This is a genomic window from Paenibacillus nicotianae (assembly GCF_042681745.1).
Taxonomy (GTDB): domain Bacteria; phylum Bacillota; class Bacilli; order Paenibacillales; family Paenibacillaceae; genus Saccharibacillus; species Saccharibacillus nicotianae.
This window is the reverse complement of the sequence record NZ_JBHUGF010000010.1, coordinates 1069575-1093661: the sequence shown is the minus strand read 5'-3', so window position 1 is coordinate 1093661 and position 24087 is coordinate 1069575. Positions and strand designations below refer to the sequence as shown.

Annotated in this window: 28 protein-coding genes; all 28 read right to left on the bottom strand. The window is 41.3% G+C overall.

Annotation, left to right across the window (positions count from 1 at the left end; all coding sequences use genetic code 11):
- Window positions 1-782: 782 nt before the first annotated feature.
- Window positions 783-1106: a hypothetical protein gene (locus tag ACFSGI_RS09085; protein ID WP_204823811.1), complete on the bottom strand. Its 324-nt coding sequence runs from the start codon at window positions 1104-1106 to the stop codon at window positions 783-785.
- Window positions 1096-1266 carry a hypothetical protein gene (locus ACFSGI_RS09080; RefSeq protein ID WP_204823810.1) on the bottom strand — a complete coding sequence of 57 codons (171 nt, stop codon included), beginning with the start codon at window positions 1264-1266 and terminating at the stop codon, window positions 1096-1098. The genes ACFSGI_RS09085 and ACFSGI_RS09080 overlap by 11 nt, the downstream gene beginning before the upstream one ends.
- Window positions 1263-1493: a hypothetical protein gene (locus ACFSGI_RS09075; RefSeq protein ID WP_204823809.1), complete on the bottom strand. Its 231-nt coding sequence runs from the start codon at window positions 1491-1493 to the stop codon at window positions 1263-1265. Before ACFSGI_RS09075 ends, ACFSGI_RS09080 begins: the two co-directional genes overlap by 4 nt.
- A 1-nt stretch (window position 1494) precedes the next feature.
- The gene (locus tag ACFSGI_RS09070) at window positions 1495-1941 is read right to left on the bottom strand and encodes a phage holin, LLH family (protein WP_204823808.1); all 447 of its coding nucleotides are present in this window, start codon (window positions 1939-1941) and stop codon (window positions 1495-1497) included.
- Window positions 1941-2828 (bottom strand): peptidoglycan recognition protein family protein, encoded by an 888-nt coding sequence (locus ACFSGI_RS09065; protein ID WP_204823807.1) that lies wholly within the window; start codon window positions 2826-2828, stop codon window positions 1941-1943. Before ACFSGI_RS09065 ends, ACFSGI_RS09070 begins: the two co-directional genes overlap by 1 nt.
- Window positions 2829-2832: 4 nt before the next feature.
- Window positions 2833-3225, bottom strand: a complete 393-nt coding sequence (locus ACFSGI_RS09060) for a hypothetical protein (RefSeq protein ID WP_204823806.1) — start codon at window positions 3223-3225, stop codon at window positions 2833-2835.
- Window positions 3209-3571: a hypothetical protein gene (locus ACFSGI_RS09055; protein ID WP_204823805.1), complete on the bottom strand. Its 363-nt coding sequence runs from the start codon at window positions 3569-3571 to the stop codon at window positions 3209-3211. The genes ACFSGI_RS09060 and ACFSGI_RS09055 overlap by 17 nt, the downstream gene beginning before the upstream one ends.
- A 43-nt stretch (window positions 3572-3614) precedes the next feature.
- The gene (locus tag ACFSGI_RS09050) at window positions 3615-8213 is read right to left on the bottom strand and encodes a hypothetical protein (RefSeq protein ID WP_204823804.1); all 4599 of its coding nucleotides are present in this window, start codon (window positions 8211-8213) and stop codon (window positions 3615-3617) included.
- A gap of 10 nt (window positions 8214-8223) precedes the next feature.
- Window positions 8224-10377 carry a lytic transglycosylase domain-containing protein gene (locus tag ACFSGI_RS09045; protein ID WP_379283010.1) on the bottom strand — a complete coding sequence of 718 codons (2154 nt, stop codon included), beginning with the start codon at window positions 10375-10377 and terminating at the stop codon, window positions 8224-8226.
- Window positions 10378-10380: 3 nt separating this feature from the next.
- Window positions 10381-10563 (bottom strand): hypothetical protein, encoded by a 183-nt coding sequence (locus tag ACFSGI_RS09040; protein WP_204823803.1) that lies wholly within the window; start codon window positions 10561-10563, stop codon window positions 10381-10383.
- Window positions 10564-10574: 11 nt separating this feature from the next.
- Window positions 10575-12053, bottom strand: a complete 1479-nt coding sequence (locus ACFSGI_RS09035; RefSeq protein WP_204823802.1) for a hypothetical protein — start codon at window positions 12051-12053, stop codon at window positions 10575-10577.
- Complete coding sequence (locus ACFSGI_RS09030) at window positions 12050-12604, bottom strand: phage adaptor protein (RefSeq protein ID WP_379283007.1); 555 nt, start codon at window positions 12602-12604, stop codon at window positions 12050-12052. Before ACFSGI_RS09030 ends, ACFSGI_RS09035 begins: the two co-directional genes overlap by 4 nt.
- Window positions 12588-12743, bottom strand: coding sequence for a hypothetical protein (locus ACFSGI_RS09025; RefSeq protein WP_204823801.1), 156 nt, complete (start codon window positions 12741-12743; stop codon window positions 12588-12590). The genes ACFSGI_RS09030 and ACFSGI_RS09025 overlap by 17 nt, the downstream gene beginning before the upstream one ends.
- 8 nt (window positions 12744-12751) lie before the next feature.
- Window positions 12752-14242, bottom strand: a complete 1491-nt coding sequence (locus ACFSGI_RS09020; RefSeq protein WP_204823800.1) for a pectate lyase family protein — start codon at window positions 14240-14242, stop codon at window positions 12752-12754.
- Between the two features lie 3 nt (window positions 14243-14245).
- Window positions 14246-14884 (bottom strand): phage adaptor protein, encoded by a 639-nt coding sequence (locus tag ACFSGI_RS09015; RefSeq protein WP_204823799.1) that lies wholly within the window; start codon window positions 14882-14884, stop codon window positions 14246-14248.
- A gap of 12 nt (window positions 14885-14896) precedes the next feature.
- Entirely contained in the window at window positions 14897-15127 is a 231-nt protein-coding gene (locus tag ACFSGI_RS09010; protein WP_204823798.1) for a hypothetical protein, read from the bottom strand.
- Window positions 15128-15311: 184 nt separating this feature from the next.
- Window positions 15312-16289 carry a Mu-like prophage major head subunit gpT family protein gene (locus tag ACFSGI_RS09005; RefSeq protein ID WP_204823797.1) on the bottom strand — a complete coding sequence of 326 codons (978 nt, stop codon included), beginning with the start codon at window positions 16287-16289 and terminating at the stop codon, window positions 15312-15314.
- Window positions 16290-16303: 14 nt separating this feature from the next.
- Window positions 16304-16723, bottom strand: coding sequence for a hypothetical protein (locus ACFSGI_RS09000; protein ID WP_204823796.1), 420 nt, complete (start codon window positions 16721-16723; stop codon window positions 16304-16306).
- A 12-nt stretch (window positions 16724-16735) separates the two neighbouring features.
- Window positions 16736-17677 carry a hypothetical protein gene (locus tag ACFSGI_RS08995; protein ID WP_204823795.1) on the bottom strand — a complete coding sequence of 314 codons (942 nt, stop codon included), beginning with the start codon at window positions 17675-17677 and terminating at the stop codon, window positions 16736-16738.
- A 54-nt stretch (window positions 17678-17731) separates the two neighbouring features.
- On the bottom strand, window positions 17732-19912 hold the full coding sequence (locus ACFSGI_RS08990; RefSeq protein WP_204823794.1) for a portal protein: 2181 nt from the start codon (window positions 19910-19912) through the stop codon (window positions 17732-17734).
- A gap of 26 nt (window positions 19913-19938) precedes the next feature.
- On the bottom strand, window positions 19939-20157 hold the full coding sequence (locus ACFSGI_RS08985; RefSeq protein ID WP_204823793.1) for a hypothetical protein: 219 nt from the start codon (window positions 20155-20157) through the stop codon (window positions 19939-19941).
- A gap of 3 nt (window positions 20158-20160) precedes the next feature.
- A complete protein-coding gene (gene terL / locus ACFSGI_RS08980; protein ID WP_379283002.1) occupies window positions 20161-21708 on the bottom strand; it encodes a phage terminase large subunit in 1548 nt (515 codons plus the stop codon).
- Entirely contained in the window at window positions 21671-22186 is a 516-nt protein-coding gene (locus tag ACFSGI_RS08975) for a terminase small subunit (RefSeq protein WP_204823792.1), read from the bottom strand. Before ACFSGI_RS08975 ends, terL begins: the two co-directional genes overlap by 38 nt.
- 15 nt (window positions 22187-22201) lie before the next feature.
- A complete protein-coding gene (locus tag ACFSGI_RS08970) occupies window positions 22202-22768 on the bottom strand; it encodes a 3'-5' exoribonuclease domain-containing protein (RefSeq protein WP_204823791.1) in 567 nt (188 codons plus the stop codon).
- A gap of 11 nt (window positions 22769-22779) precedes the next feature.
- Entirely contained in the window at window positions 22780-22953 is a 174-nt protein-coding gene (locus ACFSGI_RS08965; protein ID WP_204823790.1) for a hypothetical protein, read from the bottom strand.
- Window positions 22953-23192 carry a hypothetical protein gene (locus ACFSGI_RS08960; RefSeq protein WP_204823789.1) on the bottom strand — a complete coding sequence of 80 codons (240 nt, stop codon included), beginning with the start codon at window positions 23190-23192 and terminating at the stop codon, window positions 22953-22955. Before ACFSGI_RS08960 ends, ACFSGI_RS08965 begins: the two co-directional genes overlap by 1 nt.
- A 12-nt stretch (window positions 23193-23204) precedes the next feature.
- Entirely contained in the window at window positions 23205-23723 is a 519-nt protein-coding gene (locus ACFSGI_RS08955; protein ID WP_204823788.1) for a hypothetical protein, read from the bottom strand.
- Window positions 23713-24078, bottom strand: coding sequence for a hypothetical protein (locus tag ACFSGI_RS08950; RefSeq protein WP_204823787.1), 366 nt, complete (start codon window positions 24076-24078; stop codon window positions 23713-23715). Before ACFSGI_RS08950 ends, ACFSGI_RS08955 begins: the two co-directional genes overlap by 11 nt.
- Window positions 24079-24087 lie beyond the last annotated feature (9 nt).

The following is a 24087-nucleotide window of genomic DNA, read 5'->3' as shown; positions in this document are numbered from 1 at the left end:
TATTGGTTTTCCATTTCCGAGTAAACTCAAAAAAACGTAGGAAGAGTGTAAATTACCGACTTATTCGGTGAGATAGTAGAACTATGTATGTTATTTTTACATAGGAATTGTTTGAAGAATACTTTTTGCATTCTTGAGTTATGGTATTAATTCTTATCTGCCGAAAAGCTTTTCCTCATCGCAAAAAAGCCCTTAACGCTTTAAGCGCTAAGGGCTTGCTAATCTTAATACATTGTCAAGTACTGGTCACGTTCCCATTGGTGCACTTGTGTTCTGTTTATGTTTTTGCTTTTCGTACAACATCACAAAGTCCTTATTAAATAGAGTTTTAAAAAAAACATACTTTATTATATTTTATGTTTATTCTGTTTTTGTGGGCATTATGTGGGCATTTTTGTGGGCATTCTAAAGTATTGATATAGGAACGTAAGTTCCACTTACTGTATGCTGTATTATAAGTTATTATATGGGTAAAAAGGTGATTACATGATATCTTTCTGGTTTTACCTAATAATAACAGTAACTTTGGCTACATTTTTATATCGTTTATCTTTAAAAATTCCTATGGTACTCAAGTTTGTATCTTATTTAAAAGCAAAAGAAAATAAGTTTAAGTATTATAGAACTCAACAATTAATTGTGGTAGCGTCTTCTCTTACGGTAGGGTTTATATACTTTTTTATAGCTATCGCTTTAAGCAGTTATTTCCCTCTTCAAGTATTAGATGATTTAGTAAATTAAAAAAAGGACTCCTAACCATTACGGTCGGGAGTCCTTTTCATTTACTCTTTGTTGGGCTTGGTTACAATACATAATAGCATTCCTGCATACGTAGAGAACGCAAGCGCCGCAATATATAATGCTCGCCTGATCTGACTGACATACCACTCTGGACTGGAATAGCCCATCACTTCCAGAATACGTCCAAAGCTGTTGACGATTAGAATGATAGTAAGAGACAGAACAACCAAATAGACAGCACGTAAGAACACATTTTCGGTACGTTGCCTGCCTATAATATATTTAGCATTCCACTTGAGATAAGTGACGAAGCATACAATAGCAAGTACGGCAAAAAATAGCGTAAGCATGTCTTCAACGTTCATACGGATTTTCCCCCTTTTTACCGAGTCCATTGGACTTTGGGTCGAGCATCTTGTCCTCACGGTTCTTGAGTAGTTTAGCGACTGATGTGTAATCAGTTACGGCTTTTTCCAAACGTTTGATTTTCTTCTCACCGTGAATAATTCGTTTGAGGAAGTTCATTGTGCTTCCTCCCTTTGATCTGACGTAACAGGCGGTAATTGAATCGCACGCTGAAGAAGTTCCGCCCGTTCTTGCTCAATCTTATCCGCTGCCGTTTCTGCTCTATCTAAAGCTTTGAAGTAACGTTTAGTAATAAATACCGAGTAAATCAAAAACAAAGCACTAACGACAACCCACGGGTTGCTATTTGATAACAGATCAATAAGTTGGTTAAAAGGTTCAATCATATCAGTTACCTAGTACTTTGTTGATAGCTTTCTCTGCGGCTTCTTCCATGTGTTCGTTTGTGGCTTGGATTTCAGTATTCACGACTGCGGTACTACCTTGCTGTTTGGGTACCTGCTCTAACTTATGCCATGCGAGTTGGATAGCCCCTTTGATCTGATCGGCTGTTACTTTGACACCAATGGTAGCCAATCGGTCACTTACCCAATCGTAAGCAATCATAGCCTTATCTGAACCGCTTAACGTTCCGAGTTCGGCGCTTTTCTTTTCAGCATACGCATAGCCTTGTTGCGCCCAGTACCAGACGATTTCATTTTTACCGGTTGCCGCTTTCGCATCGATCCATAGCTTTAATTTCGGAGCAAGTAGAATCGTGATATAGATTAAGGCAAAGGCAAGAACACCAATTAAAGCAATAACGATTTGTGTGATTAGGTTATCGAAGTTCATTATTTAGCACCGCCGATCAGTCCAGCATTCAATAGTGTCTGCAACACTTCAAAGAAAATCTGGCTCTTATCATCCGATTCTTTAATAATTCCTGCTTTCTTAGCGGCAATAATTGCAGGTTCTGCCCAAGTAGGTGGTTTTTGATCACCTGTAATATTTACTTTCTTAGCTAATTTTTCGATCGTAGCGGCTTGATTTTTAACCGTTTCCTTCAATTCATCGAACTCTTTCTTTTCTGCTGCTGTCATCGGTTGTTCCTCCTTTGAGATAATACCTTTGGTTAGGCGATTGTATTCTGCTTGAACAGCCGGTATAAAACTCTTCATTGCATCAGTTACTGTATTTCCATATCCAAAGAAGTTGGTACCTGGACATGTCTTGGACGATTTACCGGGCGTATAGTCACTTAGACGTTGACCACTAGGTGTGTACCATGCGTGATATACAATATGACTGGTATCAATCGTTAGCTTTAATTTCTCTGCAAGCGCTGCATATAAGTGAACGATTGTGTCTCTTTGTTCTACGGTAAGTGTATCTCCACCTTTATCGAAGTTCCCGATGTTCTCGATGCATAACGCACCTGAATTGGCTCCTGCAATCCCTGCCGGAACTTCGTTTAAATTACGTTCTAATGAGATACCAATCAATCCATTTGGGAACGTGGTTATATTCTGCCCGATCGCTCTCCATCCGTTTGTATTCATATGGAATGAACGCATAGCTTCCAAGCGTTTGAACTCTTCTCCCGGTTGGCAATCCTTATATGCTGGTGACCAAGTGTGATGTACCTGAAGGCGCGTAATCGACCGTTTGATATCTTGTTGCTGTAACCATGGTCGGAATTCATCACGTGTAAGCAGAATAAAATGACTGTTGGCTTTCATGTAGTTACTCCTTTGTAGGTGGATAGATTTGTTTTCGATTAGGTGGTAATGGATCTTCTTGTACGATTGTTAGCTCTACCTTTTTCAACTTTCGCTTATCGATCGTTCGGGTATAGATGTAATAAGAGAGAATCAACAAAAAGACCGTGCCACATCCCCAGGCTACGGTCGATTTGAATTGATTGAATTTACGTGTGGCTCTACCATCGAGATATTGTTGATTGTCTTGTAGATATTGGATTTCACCACCAGCGATCATGACGGCATTGTTCTCGTCTTTCACAGCGACATAGGTGTCATGAACATCTGCCCAGTCCAACCATTTCACAAAGCAAGTAATCAACCACATCACCAGAATGATGTTAATGATCCACCTCAATTTACCTTTGATTTTCATGTGAGTTCCTCCGCTCGATAGCGATACGCATTTCTTGCAGTTCCCCAGTGATTAATTCATTTGATTTCTCAAGCAGTACATATAATCGTTCTTCACGCGCTTTAGATTCATCGTCTCTTTTATTCATTTCCACAGACATATCTGCATCCCGTCGTGACAGTTCAGTCATTAGATATTCTTGCTGTGTCTTTGATTCTTCTTTCATATCATCGATTTGGCGTTGATGTTGCACCTTCATATCCTCTATTTGCTTCTGTACAAACTTCCATAATAGAAAACCAACGCCTAGAAATAATGCTGCCCATGGACCTTGAGATACGACACTACCTATTATCTGTTGTTCCATCGCCGTCCCCCAATAAAAAAAGAGACTCCTAAGAGTCCCTCAATCATTTTTCTCTGTTGTCTTTTAGTTTGAATTCTTCGAATAGCTGTTTACGTGCAGTTTTGCCCGACTGATCGTACAAGCGATCCAATACTTTAGCTTTGATATTACTTGGATAATCAGGGTTTAGATTAGAAATACCTTCATTGATCAAACCACCTTGTAGTTCAGACAATCTTGAGAACTGTTCACCCGTTAGTTTGTTGCCTTGAATCGATTTCGTCGGCACACGCGGGGCCAATGACTCGTCATCTGTTTCGTTGATTAGATCCATAACCATTTGAGCATTTGGAGACAATTTATAACGTGTGAGTTCTCCTGGGTTAACAAAGATATTGAACAAGGACGGGTCTTGATAGTTCTGCGCTTGCTGACCCAATGAATCAAACTTAGCCGGCAATTTTTTTTCTAGTCCAGGTATGCGGTTTATAGTTTGGTTAAATGATTTATCTATAATATTTGAAGAGTATACCTCACGTTTAGTATTATCATTCGTTTGACGAATTTGATTAGATAGTGTCGGAATAAAAGAAGGCGGTAGAGTTCCTATAATTTCGAAAAGTTTATCTGCAAATGTTTGACCAGGATATCCTTGTGCAGCATCTTTAAGACCTCGTAATACAGACTGTTCTGTCAAAGTATTTAAACCACCAGACAAACTATTGATAGCAGTCATACCAATGCCACCTATTAGTTTTTCGGCTTCTTTACCTTCTTTAATATTCTTATTCGCTTCTGCACCAACACTAAGAGACAATGCTATCGGTTGCGCCCAATCATAGGTATAAAGAATATCACCTTCTTTTGCTTTCGGCTCTTGCTTTTTGAATCCCGATTCAATGTATCTACCTAAAGCAGAAAAGTTGATTTGATAATCTGATTGACCAGCAGATTGAGCTAAAGCACGAATATCACGATCTTTGCTAGCGGCAGTGGTAAGTACTCCATTGTCCATGAGGGCATAACCCATACCAGCAAAGCCAACTGTTCCAAGTATCGCACGAGATACAGCGAGCGCTGCTTCAGGTAACTTATCTTTTTCCGCATAACGCAATCCTTTATTAATTAAAGAAGCACTGCGAATGAAGCCTGCCGGACTATATTCCAATGCACGCATAAGCAACGCTCCTGGTGTTTTAGGATATTTCAAAATTAGATCACCAGCACCAAAATCTTTTTGGAAGTTGAGCGCTCTCTTAAACCTAGACAATCCCATAGACAAAGCATTATTGTCTTGGAATGTAATATAACGACCATAATTATCCGCAAGTTGGGTAACGTCATCGGATGCTTTTACAATGTAGTTTTGTACATGCTCCTTAATAGCTGCCTGTCCCTTAATGCCTTTATTGATCGCATCTAATGTACCCATTTCGCCAAGAGTATTATTGTAAGCTCTCATATATGCCGCATTATCAAAGCTTCGTAAAGAAGCACCTAAAGCCTTCTCCATGTAAGTCATTGGATTATATTTGCCTTTAAAAGCAGGGGCGCTTAGATCAAACTGGGACTGCAAACCATTGATATTTGTTCCGTTCCATCCTGCTTTAGCACCTTTCATCCAGTTTGACCAGAATTCTCCTTGATTGTTTGTTTTGAAAGTGACATATCTTTCACCACCTGTGATTTTTGAACGTGCGATATCAAGTGGTGTAGCGATTAGTTTGTTCAATCGTTCTGTACGGTAAAATAATTCATTACCAATCACGTTACGTACTTGTGTTTTAGGATTTAACAACTGTGCAGTTGTTTGCAAACTGCTTAATTTACGACCGATGCCCGGCTTATCAAAGGATTGAAGAATCTTCTGCAAATCTTGAGAAGCTAATTTTTTCTCCTCTCCTGACAATACAGCCACTTTACGTGCCGTAATTAGTAACGAATCAGCATCTTGTCCAGTAAGTTGGCGATCACGAATGATCTTGTTAACCAATTTCACGTTATTGTCTGATTCGATTTGAGTCACTTTGTTTTTAGATTTTCCAAATGTTTCAGTAGCTCGATCATATAAAGATGGAAGAATTGGACGAATATCTTCACCTAACTCTTTCACCATTTCTTCAGACCAATCAGCGAATTTGATCGTACCTTTTGCCATCTTAGAAGCACCGATAATGGAGTAATCTGCCCATACGTCGAGTGGCGTAGAACTTAACCGGTTACGTCTGGCTTCGATCCGTTCACGAGCCGCCGTTTCTTGAGCATCTAAGAAACTTGCAATTTGATCTCGTTTACGTACATTTTCACTTAGTCTCGGTGTTTGCATACTACGAGTTCTTTTAGAAGCATCTTTCACAAATGTTTGCGTTTCAGACACAAAACGTTGAAGGGCATCAGTATCCGCATCGCTCAGTTTCTCACCGTTTTTGGCTTTAGTCACGATATCAATCACATCATTCGATAAGGTTTTAATACCTGTCATTTTCTGCGATGCTGTTGCTAATTCCATAACAGATTGTTTAGTTTCATCTGTAACTACAACTTTTTTAGCACGCGTCGGAAGTTTATCATTGATGGCATCTACTCGATTATTAATGAATTTAAGCGTTCCTTCTGGAGATAAACGATTATACATCGATAATGCTTGTATAAACTGACCTGCGTTAGTTGCTTCTTCAGATAATTTTTCTGCTACCTCGACTGCTGCATCTGTTTGACCACGACTGTTATAGTGATCGATCAAACGTTGAGCCGTAGCCGCTTTTTCAGCAGTGAATTTACTTTTGCTCATGACATATACACGTGCTGTTTCAATATTTCCAAGACGACCGTTAGCCAAATTTAATGTAGCTTCGTTTGTGATTGGCTCATACGTAGCGGAATCGCTTTGTCTGAGTTGTTCGGTGAACGCATTAGGTGTTTTCTCTGAGTTAGCTAGAGTCGAGACAAAACCTCTTTGTTGCGCAATTGGAGCGGTAGGTACTGTGCTATTTGCTTGAGTAGCAGGAATGTCATTCGCTCTCTGTGGTGTAGGTACATTATCTATAACGGGAGCAATTGGTGTATCTACATCGTTAATCATGTGATAGTCGTCTGCTTTGATCGATGTTGGATTAACCACACTCTGTTTTCTCACTTTAGGTTCATTTATCTTCGGTATTTGCCCATTCACGTTCGTTGATAAACGATTTAAAGACAAAGGTGCATCCGTAGTCACGCTACTAGGATCAAGACGTTGGGACTGTTGACGTAATTCGCTTTGTTGTAGTTTCAAATAAGCCTGCTCTAAATCTTTTCCTGGTACTACACGTTGACCTGCAAGTTCGAATAATTGTCTATTCGTAGGTGGCTTGCCTGTAGTGCTTACAATTTCTCGGTACCAATCCGGCTTTTTACCTTTTGTATTACGAACTGTTTTTAAGGACTGGTATTCAGTGATGATATTTTGTGCATGTTTCGTTTGCAAAGCTTCTAATTCACTTGTTACCCCTTGCAATTTAGATACAGATTGATTGAACTGTGTATTACGTTGTAGAGTACCTGGCGTTGCTTCTGGTAAACCGAATGTATATGGATTAACCACAGGTTCTGTATTTGGTGCAAGTGTACTTCTTTGTTGCGCTGTGTTTATACGAGTTTCTTTGCGTGAAGCTGGCAAGCCAAGTATCTCTGATTGTTCTGCTCCTTTAATACCATTTTGACGCATTAAACGACTGAATAAAGATTCTGCAATCGCTCCAAACGCAGCATCACCTATACCACCAAGCGCTGCACCAAGTAAAGCAGAAGAACCAACTTCTTCACCAGATGATTCACCGCGTAGTAATGAAGTTGCTCCACCGGTGATACCGCCCGCAATAGTACCGCGATAGGCATTTGTTAACCCAGTGGTTACAAGTTTCGCAGTTTTAGGATTTTCTATTGCATTAGCAGCACTTTTAGCAATATAACCACCTAATCCCTTACTAAGCGTCTGGTCGGCGATTTTGTAAGGTGCAGAGATCAATCCTTGTCCAGCAACGCCTACACCAGCAGGGTTAAATCCAAAGCCGGCAATCGTACCTAACACATCTGCTGTTTTATCTGCAAGCGGAATCCCCACAGATGGTTTAGGTGCTACAGCAGGCCCTGTTAAGGACGCTGCTGAATTACCTGTACGGCTGACTAATGCACCTAGTGGATTACCATAGGCTAAATAGTTTGCTCCTGTTGCGAACGGAGCAATTACATTATCGTAGATTCCATTACCAAAAAAGGAGCGTGCAGTTCCTCCGTCGGCAATTTCAGCTTTGCGCTGGTTATAAATATCTGTGTAATTGCCTGATGTTCCAGTAGTGGTAGCAGATGGTGGTGCCGTTGGTTGTACCATTGAAGGTTTGAACGGTGCTTTGATCCCTGTAGCAGATGAAATAATAGATTGAGCAGCCGGATTAATGCCTGACTGCCCTAGTGTGGTATCCATGAAATTACCGGTTCTCGCGTTTTTGATCGTTTCTGGCAATTCGTTGCGTAATTTAGTAGAAGGTAAAACATCGTTACCGATCCCTAATTCAATTCTTCTTCGAGTAAGAAAACTAACATTTTTATCTGCTGCGTCCACACTTTTATCATTGTTTCCAATACCGAGTTCTTTACGTCTTTTTGTTAAAAATGATTCAGCCACTATATATCACCTATTTTCTATAGCTTGCTGCATTAGAAGTTACTTTAGTTACATAACTTTGAGTTTCTTTGGGAGCATGAGAACGAATCGCTTCCCAACTATTTCCGTATTTTTTGATTGCTTTGTCTACATTACCAGGGCCCCAATTGTATGCTGCTAAAGCTAATTCAGTATTACCATACTTTTTGAGCTGTCCAGCAATGTATTTGGTGCCACCATTAACATTTTGAGCAGGGTCTAAAGGATTTCTTACACCTAGACCTTCAGCGGTACCTGGCATTAATTGCATCAAACCTTGAGCTCCTGCACCTGAACCAGCATTGGGGTTGAATGAAGATTCAGCTTGTATGATACCCTTAACAAGCGAAGAGTCAACACCGTTAGCAGAAGCAGCGCTCTCGATAATATCATTATATGCGGTTTGTTTAGAAGCACCTCCATAAGAAGTGCTAGTTTGCTTTGGGGGCGACGGAGTAGCAGCGTCCCAAGTAATGCCATAACGGTTATACAATTGATAAATATCGTAATCGCTAAGTTTACCTTCCAAACCTGTTAAATATCCTTCGAGTTCTTTTTTGTTTAACACTTGACCTGTATTAGGATCACGTTCAGCAATTGGATCAACATATGATTTAGCATAATCTTCAATTGCAGTAGCGCTACCTTGAGTGGCTTGAGACATTTTATAATCATACTCCCCTTGTTCGCGAGCGTCCTGCGCTTGAGCAAGTGTTAATTGGCCCAATTGAACTTGTTCATTAAGCGCATACTCCAAACCATTTTGTTTAACAGACTGATCAAACTGTTGTTGCCACTGACTATCCGAAATAAGCGCACGCGCTGCTTGGTATTGGAAGTTTTGTTGGTACTGGTTATCCGCCACGGTATCTCGTTCTTTCTGATATCCAAAATTCTGATTACATTGATCATCAGACACTTTAGCACGATCCAACTGATATTTCTGTTGGAATAACGTTGCTTGTTGTGCGGCTGTAAGTGGTGTACCTGCTGCCGCGGCTTGACGGAATAATCCGTTGATATCATCTTGTGGTTTGATGACTTTACCAGTCATATCACTAACAGCCTTCGCCATATCAAAATTCGTCTGACGTTTCTGTAATGCGATTTGCTCTGCGGATTGATCCAATTGTTGACCTGCCACAGTCCGAATACCTGCCCCACCGTTAAGGGCCTTAGTATATCCGCTATCTGCGCCGAGAGAAGAAGTGTTAACTCCTAGACCCGTGAGGTAGCTTCTGATTTGATCGGCTTGTTTAGAAAGGTTGGTCTTATCTTCTTTAGTGACACCTTTCACTTCAGCTTGTTGTTTCAACGCTAACAGTTGATTGATAGCCGTCTTGGCTTCTGTCGGCAAATAATTACCGGTTACATTGGCTTCAGCAATCGGATTTTGGAAGTATTCTTTATCTTGCAATCCGTATAGATTTGATAACTGACCAAGTGCATCCTGTCCAACGCCATAATTCGCTTGTTGGATTTGTAGGTCACGATTCGCGGTATCATTGTACTGACTGTACGCCTGACTCATAAGCTGTGGAACGATGGTGTTCGCAAGCGTCGAAAGTGCATCCGTACCGATCTGATTCGCTACCGTTTCTGAATACGACGACTTACCTTGTCCACCTGCACGCAATACTGCATTCGTGTCGTACTGCTGACGCTGAATATTCTTTTGTGCTAAAGCGAGTTGAGATTGATAAGCAGGATCACTTTGCGGGTCGTATTTGAACGCTTCGGGCGCTTTGAATGACGTTTGCTGTTGTTTTGCAAGCTGAGCGGCGATCTGTTGTAACGTCTGTTGAGTCTGGCTTGCAGGTGGTGTATATGGTGCAGGCGCATTAGGTGTCGTTGTACCCGTTGCGGTCGAAGTCACCTTACCCGTTTGAGCCGGAACCGTCACAGGCTTAGGAACCGCCGATACCGCAGGCTGAGCCACACTAGTTTTGTTCACGGGTGCTAAGTTCTTGAGTGCTTTAGAAAAAGCATCTGATGTTGCATAAGCAGCACCATTGTTGACTGTACCTGCTTGTAAGAAGTTTTTACCGTCTACGGTGACGTATCCGTTTTTGTATCCAATTCGGCTGTTATTGATGCCTTGTTTATTTAAACTAGACCGGACACTCGTGTTATAGGTTGTTGCCATATGTTAACCACCGCCTAATGTTTTGACCTGTGACTCTAATGAGGAAATACGTTGAGACATTGAAAATAAATCTTTAGAGAGACTAATTATCGTGTTTTGCAGTTGAGTGATATACTGCATTTGTTGTTGGGCATTATCGGTGCGTTGAAAACCCTTCATGCTGACATTTGTAACGGGTTCAGCCATAATTTTTCACCTCAATACAAAGGAAGTTGACGTTGATTACGTGTGATCTCATGAATACGTGCGTATCCTGATCCGGTCAATTTGATGCGGATATGATTTTCACGAGCGAATTTACCAACAGGAATAATTATTCGTTTTGTGACATCTGCTCCTGATCCAGTAGTAGTACCAACTTGTTCGAAATCATCACCATCAATTGTTTTTGATAGCATGATATTCATCGTACCTGTGAATTCAGCCTGAACAAATATCTTGTACCATCTTAATTTTTGAGATATTGAACTGTTACTAAATGGTTTTGTAATCGCGCTCCAATTAATCGCATTACCTGCATCTGTATTGCCTTCTATGCGTAATATGCGCCCTTGACGATCACCAATATACAATTGGTTATTGAACACAGCAAAATGAGCAGGTACGATACCGCTGTACTTGCTCCATGTTTGTACGCCCGGTCGTGGATCATAGACAAGGAATGTATCATTAATATAAAAGAATAACTTTTTACCATCCGTACCACCTGTAACTCTGAAACTGTCCGTATTACTTGTTGAGGCTTGAGTTACATTTTTAACAAGCTTGTTAATAATTTCGGATAACGATTTGTCTGGTATAGTTCCACCGGAATATTCATATACCCCGTTTTTATTAACAAAGTACATAATACCGTCCAATGTAATGGTTGATTTCATGTTGATTGGTCCCGTATCAAACGTGACTGGCTGAACATTAAACTGAGAAGGAACGCCTCCATACAACTCTTGCACAGTATTAGGTGAACCAATCGTTAATCTAGTGAAATTACCATTCAACGCACTTGCTTTTTCGCCGTTTTTCGTTTCAATTTGTCTACGATAGGCGGCCGATTCACCTTCGGCTGTATTAATGTCCCACGTAAGCGGATCATCTAATTTAGAAGCCCACAACTCATTGTCGACGACGCACCACAATCGATTTTGATAACTCGTAATATACCTCGCATTTTCGGGCAATTGCGATACCACTTGAGTACCCTGACCTTCAGTGTAATAATAGGTTCTTCCGCCGCCACTTTGCATAAACAAACAAGTTTGATGAATAGACAACGCATCTGAATCAACGTATGCTGTAGCAAATTGATAACTCATACTTTGACCACTAATTTGTCCAGGCAAAATTCGCCATGTTGACCCTTTTTTCACTCGCCATGTTTGATCGGAAAAAATACAGTGCAACTCTTCTGTACCATCTGGCAGTCGGAACACAAACATTCCTTTGACTCCAGATGCACCCGGATCTGAAATAGGTACAGAATAATCGACTACATAACCTGAGCGAGTCGTTAAAGAAGGATAGTTTGTGCTATCCATATTCACGATGTCTGTAAAAAAAACATCATCAATAGAAAGAGGGTCAAACATATTCAACCCTTTAAATTCTCTTATTGTAATCGGTACTTGCTTTCCACCTACGTCTTGATATTGTGATTGTTGATATTGAATCGGCTTCATACCTCGTCACCTTGCACTTGATAATTTTGCGCCGCGACATTCCAAGCTGACTTATATTGATTTTCATAATTAGATGCTTTTATGCCATCATCTTCTGTATTCGCTAAGAATGAAGCAAGCGCAGAGATAAAAGTCCAATGATATTCTTTTGGTGCATCGGGTGAAGATGATAAATCAGAAGAAGTGAACGTTGTACTGGCTGATTGTCGGTATCTAACCATACCTTTACTTGTTAAAAACGGTGCAGGATGAAGCGACAAAGTATCGCTTTCATAGGTGAAAAAGTTTTCGGTCGTTGTTACATTGTTATAATTTAGTCTAGAGTACCAAAATAGACCGACCAGTACTTTATCAATGTCCTTTTCAGATAGTCCTGCTATAGAATAGTCTGATTGTTCTGCGACGGAATCAAACCTTATTGTTTTAGGTATTTTTACAACGTTGAAAAAATCTTGATTAACTGCATTTAACCAAACTATTTTTTGCGGTAATTCGACTGCGTTAGGCACAAGGATGTCTGCTTCCTGAATAATTTCATTGATGTTCAGCATCTTCACCTTCTTTAACATCTTCTATATTATGAGAAAGTATTTCTTTTTCTTCGTATTGCAGTAAAATCAGTTGAGTTTCTAGCAGTCGTTTCTTTGTAGCATTAAGTTCTAATAGAATATTTTGAGTTTCCTTGTTCATTGTTCACCTCACAACTCATGGTCGGGACCTAACGTTTTAATGAAACCAACTCGATTGCCGCTACGAAAGAATTCAATATACCCATTAGACGAATTGTAACTCATATAGATAGAACCTGTAGACTCGAAAGAAAACTTTTGGTTCGCCCCCATGCGTATTGCTTCAGATGAAAATGTTCCGCTTGATGTATCAATCCCAACTGCAAAGCTACCAGTTAAAGTGATCCCTCGTACCGATCCACCACCGATATTAATTGCATTGGTAAAATTACCAGCTGTTAAAATGCCTGTTGCAAATGAACCATTGCGATTGTCTCCGTTTTGCGGACCAATTCGTAAGCCTACACTTGCAACTCCAGAAGCATTAGCGTCTACTCCTTTACCTACTACAATATCAATGCCGACTCGTGAACCTGTATCAGAACCGTTGCAGAATACATCGACCTCTAATCCGATTAGCGCACCTGATGTGCTGTTTCCCGTACCGTCTCTAGCTTCAAACACTCCAGCAAAAGTAGGCCCTGTAGAGTATTTAACAGACTTACCATAAATCGAAGTGTTTTCACCTGCATCTGCACTGTTGTACAAACAGCTAGTAATCCCCCATTCGAATGAAGTTACATTTTTACCGACTGTCGTATAGGTCGTCATTGCAGAATTTGTAAATCCGGGCGTTCCACCGTTAAACTGTGCATTTCGTCTCAAAATCATTGTCGGGTTCGGGCTTGACACGTAGTCATTGATATTAATACCTTTTTGTGAAAGATCAAAGATAAAAACATCTTCATAATAGGTAACATTTCCTGCATTAAATGTTGTTTTTTCTGGTAAAAGAACAATTCCACCACCTTTGCTTTTAGCAAAATTAACTGCATTTTGCACAGCTGTAGTATCATCGTTTGTTCCATTACACAGCGCTCCGAAATCTTTGATATTGATATAAGCATCTTGTGAGTTAGCTAATATTTTTTCTGAAGAAGCTTTGTTACTTTTGATTTGTTTGAAATCAGCCGCACTTAACAAACCACCTTCGGTATCGGTTGCAATTGGAATAGGATCGGAACCAGACGGTAGGTGAGATGAAGCATGCTTTCCGGGTGTTGCAGTGCCTGTAGCTGTTATGCTTAATGTATTTGTCATTGGATTTGTAGTGACATCTATCCCTGTTAATCCCACGACATTGAGAGAATCTTGTTCGTTTTTTGCTGTTAAGTTATTAACAGATGAAAAAGCATTTTGATTGGGTTCTGCGCCATTAAGAACAGAGTCTAATTTGCTCTTATCTGGACCACTCATAAAACCAGAACTCAGATCTGTAGCAACGGGATGTTCGTTACCGCCTTGAGAACGATGTGATTGTAATGCTTTATCAGCAACATCTTCCGCCGCTTCTCTAGCCGCATCAGCTTTCTTCTGAGCGCCTAGAGGTGTTTCATAAAGAGGTGGCGCACCATTAGCGATATCTTCGCTTGTATTACGGTAAGGATAACGATCGGACATTCTTTACCACCTTCCGCGAACACGATAGTTCTCGTATCCACTATTTGCTGTGATATATTCATTCAGTATTTCTTGATACTTCGCTTGAAACTCTGAAGCTTGACCACCTGTCGCCATATCTTTCAATACTCCGTAGACTAACAACATATCAAACGACGGATCAAAACCTGTTTCAGCATATTTACCAATATCTGCGGTGGCTAATGGCGCTAATACAGGATTATGGAAAATCTTGATGCCATACAACACATCTACTTTCGGAACAGGATGTATGCCGATTCTTCCTGCTGTGAAATAATAATAAGGACGCCAACCTGACTTTTGATCAAATTGTTTTTTTTCAAGACTGTACCATTCTCGACCTAAATCGCTATGATATCCATAAGGTTGTGAATAATACTCATCCGGTCGGTATTTAAGAACTACAGCTGTGATATCTCCAGCAGGTGCAGGTAAAAGATACAATTCTTGTCCTGCCATCATGTCGAAGGTGGAACAAACTGCTTCAGACTGTTGTTGAGCGCCATTATAGTTTCTTATAAGGCGATCCCTAACCTGCGTTATTTTCCTGAGTATACTTTCTGGACTAAGATAGTTTGGAAGCTTTTCCTGTATTTCCTCGATCACTTCATTAACAAACATGTGGTGACCTCCTTATTTAACAACTCCTGCTTTACGTAACACATCCAAGAGACCGTTATAATCATCACGAAGCGCCGCAATCGTAGTAGATTCACTATCTTCTACTTTGACTGCGTTGATTTTCGTTGCTAGATGAATTTGTTTTCCGTCCTTGTCCACTAGCGCTACTAGGTTTGGACTGTGTTGTGCTGGCATTTCCACCTTCTCGTCGGTGATCTGTAGAAACTCGGGCGTTTGTGGCATTCGTAAGTCCTCCTTTAAGGATCTGCTCAAGCAGTTCGTTAGTTTTCTTTTGTTCACTGTGTATAGCATTCAGACATTCCAGTTCATCACGATACATAAAATTCACTCATTTCCGTTATTAGGGAGCCGTAGCCCCCTATTTTGGGCACAAAAAAACAATATTCCGTTTGAGTAGAAATAGTGTTTATACTGTTGGTTTATGACCGAAGATAAAGCTGTAGTTTTTAAATCCAAATCCCCAACGACCGACAACTTTAAATTTACTTACTTCTGTGTCGAAATCTGTAATAGAACCGTCTTTCGGTTTACGTCTCCACTGCCATTTGTTCATTTCCATCATGCGATCCCAATCGGCAACAAACCAGTTTTGGCGGTTAGCAGCCGTTGTTGCAAGCCACGGGCAAACAATAACTTTGATATGACTTTGGTACATGTTTGGATTGAATTGGTTACTACCAGGTTCCCAAGCAGGCAAGTCACGATCTGGCAAACCTGCGATTTTGAAAGCAGCTCGTGCATTGTAAGGTGAAACGATCAATGTATCAGGCATTACTGGCATCGGGTTACCACGATCATCTTTCCATTCCTGCATAGCCACTGCTGTTGCATCAAACGAGTCGATAGAAAGTGTAGATGTACCCATGTTGGACTGGGTATCTGTTAAATTAACAGGGCTGTATGGGTGATTCGTCGCGAACAGAGGTAATCCGTCTGGGCCTAAATAATTAGACAATGCTCCTCTATAGTTAAGTCCTTGCGCAACGAAACCGTTATTCAAAAACTCTACAGCTTGTAATTGTTGTGTACGAAACGTATCGGTAGACACTTTTTTGATACGGTCAATGACTTGAGTTAACTTCACATCATCAATAAAGTCTCTATCGATTTGAGTACCTAGTGACCATTTGCGGTTACGAATACGCTTTTGCCACAACTCGTCAATATCTTCATAGTAGACTTGATTGTCTGATTTACCCCACTCTTCCATCAGACCGCCTGCACCTACACCTTCATAGCTTTCAGCATCTTTTTCAGAGTTGATTTGATCATAGAACATAGAAATGAAATCTTTTTTCATTTTTTCAGATTGATCCAAAGTGTAAATCTCGCGGAAAATCGGCTCTAAAATCTCTTTTGACCATTTTGGTTTAGTTTGTACCATGTGTTAGTTCCCCCTTAGGACATTTGACGGTTCTTAACTTTGAACCGAGCAGTTAATTTGTTTGTATTGATTGCTCCTACTGATAAAGCGCCACCTGTAACTGTTGCCGAGTTGGCACTGAGACCATCACTAGCTAGAGTCACTGCGTTTGCACCTGGCACAAATCCAGCCGCTGCTGTACCTGTGTATGCGCCGTCGTACCAATCGCCTTCACGCGCAAGAATCAATTCACATTCGCGATTGGTTCCAGCAGTGACGTTACCTGTAAGAAAACCAAAAATTGCGTCTGTTGCTCCTGCTTTGGTGACGCGACCTGCAACTAACTTGATAGCTTCACCTGCAACGCCTGCTTCATTGTCTGTCATTAAAAACTCAGTAATACGAGTAGGGTCTTTACCGTAATCGTTGTATACATACTTAAATCCTTGAGCCATGTGTAATTCCTCCTATTTTTTAGCGTATTTATTTGCTTGATCTGGATTGAGTCCAAATGCAGCAAAGGCTGACTTCAGTTCACTGGTTGCTTGTTTCTCATACTGTCCTTTGCCATCACGTACTTGTTCAGCACGTCTGTTTAATCGATTGTTCTTGATGACGTCTTGTTCAGCACGTTTGCGCTGTGCTTTCATCAACTCGTCACGATTGAGGATTTCATAGGCATCGAGCGGGCTGTATCCACGCTTGATCTTGGCAAGCATTTCCTCTGTCATCCACGGTGCACGCCCATCTTGAACTTGCTTGGATAGATCAGGATAAGCCACCAACAACTCTTCCCAACCTTTGCTTTCTTCTGCTTCACGTTGGCGTTGTTGTTCTAACTCACGTTCCTGCTCACGATTTTGCAAGGCTTCACGACCAGCACGAATAGCCGGATTACTATCAATCAGATTACGTACATCTGACTCTTCGTATCCAGCATTGACTAGCGCATTGACTAACTGTTGCTCATGTTCTTGCAGTGTCATCCGTTGTTGGTCAATTTGAGTTTTCTCAAAATCGTCCAAATGATCCATATAATCCGAATGATCCTTGAAACCGTGAATACGAGCAGTACGGTCAAGGGCTTCTTGTTGCTTATTCAAGCGTTCTTGTTGCTTGTCGTAGTTCATCCCTTTTTGTGCTAACGTTATGGCTTCTTCTTCATCCAGTTCACGTTCTTCACCGTTATACTTGATGCGTAGTTTGCGTGCAGTCTCAGAAGGTGTATCCTGGTCGGGATCTTCTTCTTCGTCATGCTCGTCGTCCACATCATCAAATTCGGGTTGTTCATCTTGCTCGTCATCGTTCTGTTCCTGTTCTTCCGCAATCGGCGGCAGTCCGAACGCTGCACGGTACTCTTCTTGTTCTTCATTTTGGTCAACTGGTTGGTTGTCCTGTCCTTCAATCATGTGATTCATCCTTTCGCGCTATGGTTGGCGCTATGAGTTGAGGGCAATTCAGTCTCAAAACTGCCCTGTGTTACTAGTTTGTTGCGCGATCTGTGCAGCAGCTTTCACTTTTTCAAGGTCAATTTGTTGTTGACGTTGATCAATCTCTGCCGCTTTGGTTTGCTGATGGAACTGTTGGGTCTGTGCATCACTTTGCTGTAGCTGACCACCTAGTTGTTCCACTTGCTGTTGTAGTTGTTGATTCTGCTCAACCAATTGCTGAGCTTGTTGATTCAACTGTTCCACTTGTTGTTGCTGTCCTGCTTCTTGGTCAATACGTTGCTTAATGACATCCATAGGTTCTAAATGACCATTTTGCAGAACAAACGAAATAGCCTGACCGTCGATAAACGGCAGGTTCGTAATCGGATCACGCAAGTTGAGTAGGTTAAATGCAAGCTGTAGCCAATACTCACGATCCTGTGGTTTATCCACACCTACATTGACTTTGATATCAAATTCAGGTACGTATTCCTCTTTCACAATGCGCGGTTCCATTGGAGAGAACGAAGAAAGCGACATGTCATCTGACTCTTGTCCCATCATTGGTGGGAGTTCCTCAGGATTCATGTCGCTTTCTATTTCGTTTTGATACATTTCTGGTGCAGCTTGTTCGTCTCCACTCATTTCGTCCGGTTGCCACTCGGTATCGTCAATGGTGGAAATAATAGCGTCCCTACTCATGCTGACTGATCTACCGTTCACACGCGCTATGCGTTCGGTGGTATAGAACTGTGCAATGAGTTCTACGTACATCATGAACACTTCTTGTAGTGCATCTGTGATAACATCAGACGCTGTATTTAATCTGGTACCAGCCGCCGCCATCAGTGCTTTGGCTTGCTCGCCGCTGGTTACGGTGGATGTTGCTTGACCGTTTGCACTATCGAACTGCCCCGTAATTTTTTGAAGCGATGTAAGTCCAAGCTGTATTGCATTGAAAATAGTCGAGGGCACATCTTTACCTTCCACCTCTCGTATCTTATTGCTACTGAGTGCACCGGGAGCAGTTGGCAACATTGCACCGGTCTTGGAACGATTGTTCGCCCACGTATTCGGCTTGGTAATCGCATCCTGTTCATACATGATGGCAGGAACGCCCATTCGGCTTGTTGAGTCCATAATCAATTCGTTGTAAGCATTCAAGAACACTTGCGGCTGAATCATGTCTCGTACAAAGCCCTTGCCCCATATATTGCCTTCAAGCGGGTATAAGGTACGAGCAGAGAACGGATACTGTCCATGATCGTAGATGTATGATTTATGTTCGAGGAACACGCCACTTTCACTGATATAAATACAGTGAATACCGCTCATGGTTCCTCTTGCCTTCGCTTCATACTCCGAAGGGTCAACGCCTTTTTCAAGCGTTTCTTGTGCGCGTTCGCGGAACAACTTTTTATCTTCTTTGCTCATATACTTCGGTACACCGCGATACCAATATTCAAGCAAATTTGCTGTATTGGTGCGATTCTGGTAGCTGTCACTGGTGAACACATTGGTTGTTGTCGTTCCTGAGGTGACATACTTCCCTTTCTCTTTCCAACGATCCTGAAAGTACTCCATGTTCTGTACCGTACGTTCAATAATGGCTCCCATACGGTGCATACTTTTAAAACTGTCTACACGCGGATCAGGATAGAACGTTGAAAAATCTACCGCTATCACATCGTTACGACCTTCATATCGATTCTGTCCTCTACCGCCTTCGATAGTAGGGTCATACAGTACTTTATAGATCAACGGTCCATGCTTCACCATACGCAGAACAGCCTGGCGATGTGTTGACTTGAAGCCAATCTTACCCAACTCATAAGGGATAAAGTCATTTAATGCACGAGCCTTGCCTACATCGTTTTCTTCCATCTCTTCGAAGTTAGGATAAGGTGTCCAACCGGCTAACTTACCGCATATTGATTCTGTATAAGCGAGTACATAGTTATCTGTAGCGTTAGGACGGCTAGTGTCATCTTCATCCCTTAAGCCTTTCCAGTGGTCACCACGATAGAAGTCCTCTTCTTTTTCCCACTGTGCTTCTTGTTTGCTTCGATCCGACTTGAAGATGTTAAAGTCACTCAGTACGAGATCAACCAACTTCTGCTCCGTATCGGTATTCATGTTGTCTCGTTTATCTTCTACAGCGTTATTGGTGAATATACCGGTTAGCTTGTCTTTGGCACGATCAATGATGCTCATGATTCACCTTCTTTCAATCACACTCGTTATTCTGCTTTCTTTACTTTCAGTGCATCGAAGTAACTCAATTGTTTCTCGTATTCTACTTCTTTCTCTTCTGGCACTTGATTAGTATTGGTTAAGTACTCACTGTGACTACGTGCTATCAGGCGTTCGTTTAAGTCCTGTATCTGTTCATCCTTCTGATGCAGACGGAAGATACAGTAGACTGTCACAAAAGCTGATGCAATCAATGCATAGACCATAAATCACCTGCTCCAAAATGAATTTTGTTGTACATCATCTTCATCGTCGTCCTCGTCATATGCTTCTGCTCGCTTACTCTTCGATGTGGGTGCAGCTACCCATGCACTGATTTCTTCAGCTTTGATAGAGTACACAATTTCACCTGCCATGCTGATTGTATCGACTTGGTCATCATGTGCTCCACGTGGGAATGACATCATTTCTGTTTCAAAGTCATCTAGCCACGTTGTACCTGCTTTGTGGTACACCTTTTTGACTTCATACCGAGCAGACATAGGTAATGAACGTGTAACCTTATCCTTGTCCACCTTGATTGGTCGGATTGTCATACCTTCACGTATACATTCTTGGATCAAGTTAGTACCAAATGTAATGTTCTCAATCGCTTGAAATTTAGGTCTGAATCGTATAAACATTTCTTTAAGCAGTTGCTTTTGTTCAGGGCCTTCAATATGTGTGCGATACACATCACCGATCAAGATGTCATTATCAGGTGTTACGTAAATAGTAGTGACGACAAAGTAATCATTGATAGTTTTGATGCTATTAGCAGTATCAATTGTCTGAAAGCACCAACACCGATTCTTTTCAAAGCGTCTACCATCTGACATAACAAAATGAGCAATGTTATAAATGGTTTCTTCGCTAAAGTATTGAAAATGTTCACGCTTGAAGATGGAACCAGAAGCAGATGAAGGACGCTGTTGATACAAAGAGTTGAATACGTAGGAACCAACCTGATTCTTGATACGCTTCATGACTTTTTTATCAAATCCATACTCTGGCCATAATGGATCATTGATCTTTCTGCCCAAGATGTCATTGTCTTCTGCTATAGCAGGAAAGTTGATTACTGTCCAAGGATCATCTTGCAATTCACCATTGGCTTGATCTTCCTTCTGCTTGCGTAGCAGTCTGCCCACCAAATCATCTTCATGCCAACGTGTCATAACGATAATCACGCGACCATCAGGGGTTAAGCGTGTGAATAGCGTGGATTCATACCACTCATATACCTTGTCGCGCATCACCTGCGAGTTAGCTTCTTCACTGTTTTTGACCGGATCATCAATGATAGCGATGCGAGCACCTTTCCCTGTCACACCACCACCGACACCAGCAGCAACACAAGCACCACGAGTGTCTTTGATTCCCCACTCTTCAGCAGAACGTTTCTCAGGATCAATGAAAACGCCAAAAACATCCTCATTCTTAGACAGGGTGTCTCTCGCTATACGAGTAAAGCCACGACACAAGTCTATGGAATAGGATGCTATGATTAATTCGTCATTGGGATGATTGCCTAGATGCCAAGCAGGAAACTTCTTACTCACACGTTCTGACTTACCATGACGTGGTGGCATGGTGACGATCAAACGTCTAATCTCACCTGACGACACTTTCATCAGTGTTTCATCCAACAAATCCAAATGCTTACCTGGGCGATCTCGAAAGTCACTGTCATAGTCCATAAAGTACGAGAAGTCTCTACGTGCTAGTTCTTTGGATGCTTCAGCTTGAATCTGCGTCATCTGACTTGGATTGAGCAAGTTTTCTCAACTCCTCTACTGTCAATTGTTTCACAGCAGAAGCTACGCTGAAGGATTCACCTTCTTTATTGGAAAGTGTCTGGTCAACTTCTTGTTTATCTACCCAACCGTAATTGTTTTTGAGGTTGAAAATGGACCCTGCTGGGTTCTTGGATGTGAGTAGTGTTTCTTCCACATATCCTTCAATACGTGCTTTAGCTTTTTTTATAGTGTCAATAAACTCAGGACGTTCTGAATAGTTCATCAACGTTTGTCGGTTCGTCCCCAAATAATAAGCGAGTCCCGATACGGTGAATGGTTTAACCTGTTGCTTTTCGATCTGACCAAAACGATCGGTGCTAGGTCGCCATGACTTCTGTCCGTCATCCTCTTCAATCTCATACCAAACTTCTTCATAGCATGAGTTAAAGTAGTCATCAATCTCGTGCTGTAGATGTTCCACACTCTCAAATCGAAGAGGTCTGCCCATATCAGACATGTGTATTCCTCCTTTCTATTCCTGCATCAATTTCTCATAGCATTTCTTAATGACTAAAGCATCATGTAATGCATTGTGTTTATGCTCTGCAACCATGTGAGATGCTTTACCATAAGCATATTCTTCGCGGTTAATATCTGGATCAACGTCTTTAATCTTCATTAGTGTGCAGATATCAAAGGGGATATAATATACAGAATTAGGTATACTAAAAGCATGACCAAATAATTGATTAAATAATACCCAATCATAGGATAAACAATCTGACCACATTTCTATTTTCTCTCTACCAACTAAACCGTTTAGCCATAACTCTAATTTTTTTGCAATGAATTTTGTATTACCTTTATACTGTAAATGATCACCATTTTTATCGCACTCAATTGCTTCTTTTTTATCACTCATCAACAAATTATCAATCACATTTTCCAATAACCATGTATCTAGTTTGACTTGCTCCTTATTGTAATCGGTAAACTCTGCGTAAAAACTTTTACCATTTTCTGCAACTAAACCAATGCTTATTAATGTTGTATATTGATGTAGTCCAGTAAACTCTGTATCAAAGAAAACTTTTTTCATGAGTCACACTCCTAGAATTGAATGTCTGTCGTTCCAATGCTCACTATGACCATGCTGCGATGTACAGGTACAGAAGCAGAACGATAGATTGCACGTTTACGCTTTCCTTCAACATCTTTCAACACGCGTTCACGAGCATCTTGCAAATCAGATATGATGTCATTGTTTGGTGTCCATCCGCTCATTAACGACCACCGCCGTATCTTGTCACGGCTTTAAAGATAGCAATATCTTTTTCAAAGCGTTCTTCATACGTTGTCGTTACATATCCAGAAAGAGAAAATCCGTTTGATAATGATTCCATAGCAAGAAACTCATGAAAATCTTTTTCTTCTTCGGTTCGACGATCAGTTACGATCAATTGGATATCCTCTATTTTCGCGAACGGATGAATATTCTCAGGCAGTAAATTGCTTGGTAACATCCTTATTCCTCCTCAGTCATACGCAATAATCTGTACAGTAAGCGCAACGCTCGGCACGTCGGTAACTTTTACTACACCGCCTACCACGATGTTGACTGCTGTACCGTTTAGCTTTCTTGCACGTACGGTTGCACCTGTGGTAGTTACAGTGAGAATGTCAATAACATAGCTGTTTGTATCGTTAAGCGGTGTAATGGCTTTGGCATCAACAAACTTGGGCACGCTTGAAAACCGATTAGCAGGGAACGTGATAGTTCCTGTGCCATCGGTTGCTGTAGTGATGCGTGTTGTGAAAGGAACTGTACCTGGTTCCCCTTTATCGCCTGGTTTACCTTTGAACTGATCGGGGTTCGCATCAATAACGGCTTTAACGGATGTTGCCACTTGAACGTTTGTTGCACTATCGCCGTCTTTACCTTTGAAACGTGTCGGGTTGCTATCAATGACTTTATTGATCAATACCGTAAGCGCATCATCGGATGGAGCTGCACCTGCTTTGGGTGGTTGCTCCATATCTTCGTTAAGGGGCATCGGTCATCACTCCTACGAACATATAATGAAGAGTGGTGTCAACACTACACACGAAGTACAAACTGTCTGCATCGGTAATCGGGCCTACACGAGCACCTGCATACAATGGCGTTTTTCGATTAGTAACATTAGATTGACTATCATAGTAGATCGTTGTTGATCCCGTGTTACGGAAGTAAGCGGAATGTCCAGATAACTGCATTTGCTTGACTACATTCGCTTTTAGATCAATCGTGTCGTTACCAGATATGCCGCCCGGTCCTTTTTTTGAAATAGAGTATGGCAATTCTTCTGTGATAACAACCGGTACGGGATTGGTTTCACTTACTCCCTTTCCATAGTCCTTACCGTCCATGTGTTGTAA